This window comes from Variovorax sp. P4_D9, assembly GCF_056401695.1.
Genome location: NZ_JBFUIU010000998.1, coordinates 1 through 2894, shown reverse-complemented (window position 1 = coordinate 2894; position 2894 = coordinate 1). Strand labels below are relative to the sequence as shown.

The following is a 2894-nucleotide window of genomic DNA, read 5'->3' as shown; positions in this document are numbered from 1 at the left end:
GCCAACACGGATCGCCAGTTCGATCTTGCCGGACATGATGTCCAGCGTCTGATCGCTCAGAATCGCATCGACCTTGCATGCCGGATACCGCTTGGTGAAGGCCGCGATGGCTGGCACGACCACGCCGACACCGTAGTCGAAGGGCGCTGTGAGCCGCAGCATGCCGGACGGCTCTGCCGATGTCTCGGCCAGATCCTCGAAGGCATGCTCGGCCTCGCGCAGGATGAAGGCGCAACGCTGGTAGAACGCCTGTCCCGCTTCGGTGGGCTGGACCTTGCGCGTGGTGCGCACCAGCAGCGAGGTCCGGAACTCGCGCTCCAGGCGGGCCACCTGCTGGCTGACGACCGCCTTGGTGATACCCAGGCGCTCGGCGGCTGCAGTGAAGGAGCCCGTCTCCACCACGGCCACGAAGTAGGTCAGGCGCCTGAGGTTGCCCATTCCTCCCAAGCCGCTCTCGTCCTTATTGTGTGCTTTCAGCATACATTGTGTTTAGCACGTGTGTATTTAAGAGTCAATGAGTCGTGCCTACCATTCACGCAAGCAACCCAAACGTCCTCCATGAACAAGACTCTCCACTACCTGTTCGACCCGCTGTGCGGCTGGTGCTATGGATCGACACCGGCTGTTTCGGACCTGTTCGAAACCCCGGGCGTTGTGGTCAATCTGCTGCCGACCGGCCTGTTCTCGGGCGAGGGCGCACGAGCGATGGACGATGCCTTCGCGAACTTTGCCTGGTCCAACGACCAGCGCATCGAACGCCTGACGGGGCAGCGCTTCACCGAGCGATATCGACATCGGGTTCTCGGCGATCGACAGCAGCTCTTCGACAGCGGTCCGGCCACGGTTGCGCTGACCGCTGTGTCGTTGACCGACCCGGCCAGCGAACTGGAAGCCCTCAAGGCGATCCAGCGAGCACGCTACGTGGATGGCAGCGACGTGACGTCGTTGGCAACGCTCGCCGGGCTTCTGGCGGGGCTCGGTCTCGAACAGGCAGCTGCGAGGGTTGTGCAACCCGATACAGCCCTGCTGGGTGCCAACGGAGCCCGTATCGATCAAGCGAAGGCGTTGATGCGGGAGTTCAGCGCTCGTGGCGTGCCCACCCTGGTCGCCGAAGTCGGCGCGAAGCGCTGGATGGTAGATCCCGGTGCTGCCTATTCCAATCCCGGCGCCCTGATCAGTCAGTTGTAGACGGCCTGAGCCGGAACTGAGCCGATGGTCGGACTCGCCCCCCGCAAACCCCTTGAAACCATGCCGACGGCACAGCCCATGACAACACGCAGAGAACTGATTAAGACCGTCACCGCCGCAGGTGCCGCGACGGCCATCCTAGGAGTGAAGAGCGCTATGGCTGCAAATACTGTATTGACCTGGAAACATTTCCCCGCCGGCGAGAACGGATTCTTCCGCGCCCCGGTGCTGATTTCCGGCGTACGCGATGCCGTGCTGATCGATGGGGGCTTTACCCTCTCGGACGGCAAGACACTGGCCGAGGCCATCAAGAGCAGCGGCAAGAATCTCACCACGATCTACATCAGCCAGAGCGATCCTGACTACTACTTCAGCCTGGGGCCCATCAAGGCGGCGTTTCCCGCAGTCAAGGTGATCGCCGCTCCGGCCACGATCGCGGCCATCAAGGGCAACGTCGAAAAGAAGCTCGCGACCTGGGGTCCGCAGCTGAAGGAAAACGGTCCGCAGACCCTGGCGGACATCGTGATGCCCGAAGCCTTCGACGGCCGAAGCCTCACCCTGGAAGGCCAGGCCATCGAGATCGTCGAAGCCGAGAGTCTTGCCAACCGCCGCTATGTCTGGGTGCCTTCGCTCAACGCCATTTTCGGCGGCGTGCTGCTGTTCTCGGGCGTTCACGTCTGGACCGCGGATACGCAAGGTGCCGAGGCTCGCGCCGCATGGATCAAGAACCTCGACGCCATGGAAGCGCGCAAGCCCGCCGTGGTGGTCCCCGGCCACATGACAGTCACCGCGGCGACGGACGCGTCCGCCATCCGCTACACGCGCGACTACCTCGTGGCATTCGAAGAAGAGCTTTCCAAGACCACCGACAGCGCCGCCCTTATCGCAGCCATGACCAAGCGCTATCCGAACGCCGGCATGGCCATCGCACTGCAGATCGGCGCCAAGGTCGCCAAGGGCGAGATGAAGTGGGGTTGAGGCGATGACGATCAATCTGGATGTCATTCGCGCGACCTACGAAGGCCCGTCAGAGGAGAACGGCAAGCATTTGCTCGCGGCTCTGGCGCCTGACGCCATCTGGACCGAGGCAGCCGGCTTCCCCTACGCCGGCACTTACACCGGGCCCGAAGAAATCCTCGCCCATGTGTTTCGGAGACTGGCGAACGAGTGGGTAAGTTACAAGGCTGCGGTGCACACCTACATCTCGGACGGCGATCGGGTCGCGGCCTTCGGCGTGTATTCCGGCACCTATGCGAAAACAGCAAAAGCCATGAGCGCCGTGTTTGCGCATCTCTATCGACTCTAGGATGGCAAGATCGTCAGCATGGAGCAGATGTTGACAGCGCTATGGTGCAGCAAGCGCTGACCTGACGATAGGGCGAGGACTGAGGCGGCTGTAAGCGCTCTTAGATCCCGCTAGTGGTGTTCGCAGATGTCGCTAGTGGCGCATGACTCTAACCTGAATCCGTGAGCCCAGACGCACGCTTGGTCGCGTTGGTTTGTTTTGTTGCGCCGTGCCCGTCCAATTTGACCGCCTGAGACATGACATCACCCAATTCGATGGCATTGGATCGTCGGCATCGCGAGTTGGTGGGCGACTTGTTCGGGTTGGCGTGCAATTGCCCCGCGCCGCAACCTCGCGGGAACGCGATTTTCTGGATCCGTGAGTTTCGTGAGGCCGGTGATCGGCCAGTTGCGCTCAGCCG

At 62.2% G+C, this 2894-nt stretch carries 4 protein-coding genes; 3 read left to right on the top strand and 1 reads right to left on the bottom strand.

Features of this window, described 5'->3' with window-relative positions; genetic code table 11:
• A partial coding sequence (locus AC1DY5_RS49805; protein ID WP_478121701.1) for a LysR family transcriptional regulator occupies window positions 1–480 on the bottom strand: 480 nt, incomplete at its 3' end.
• A gap of 78 nt (window positions 481–558) precedes the next feature.
• Between AC1DY5_RS49805 and AC1DY5_RS49800 the strand changes: the two genes are divergently transcribed.
• The 3 genes from AC1DY5_RS49800 to AC1DY5_RS49790 all read left to right on the top strand — a co-directional run bounded on the left by AC1DY5_RS49800 (window position 559) and on the right by AC1DY5_RS49790 (window position 2494).
• Window positions 559–1188: a DsbA family protein gene (locus AC1DY5_RS49800; protein ID WP_478121700.1), complete on the top strand. Its 630-nt coding sequence runs from the start codon at window positions 559–561 to the stop codon at window positions 1186–1188.
• A gap of 78 nt (window positions 1189–1266) precedes the next feature.
• Window positions 1267–2166 (top strand): MBL fold metallo-hydrolase, encoded by a 900-nt coding sequence (locus AC1DY5_RS49795; RefSeq protein WP_478121702.1) that lies wholly within the window; start codon window positions 1267–1269, stop codon window positions 2164–2166.
• A gap of 4 nt (window positions 2167–2170) precedes the next feature.
• The gene (locus tag AC1DY5_RS49790) at window positions 2171–2494 is read left to right on the top strand and encodes a nuclear transport factor 2 family protein (RefSeq protein ID WP_478121699.1); all 324 of its coding nucleotides are present in this window, start codon (window positions 2171–2173) and stop codon (window positions 2492–2494) included.
• Window positions 2495–2894: the final 400 nt, after the last annotated feature.

What these genes read in the sequence shown, in the direction of transcription:
- AC1DY5_RS49790 (WP_478121699.1), top strand. Translation starts at nt 2,171, where the DNA reads ATGACGATCAATCTGGATGTCATTCGCGCGACCTACGAAGGCCCGTCA.
- AC1DY5_RS49795 (WP_478121702.1), top strand. Translation starts at nt 1,267, where the DNA reads ATGACAACACGCAGAGAACTGATTAAGACCGTCACCGCCGCAGGTGCC.
- AC1DY5_RS49800 (WP_478121700.1), top strand. Translation starts at nt 559, where the DNA reads ATGAACAAGACTCTCCACTACCTGTTCGACCCGCTGTGCGGCTGGTGC.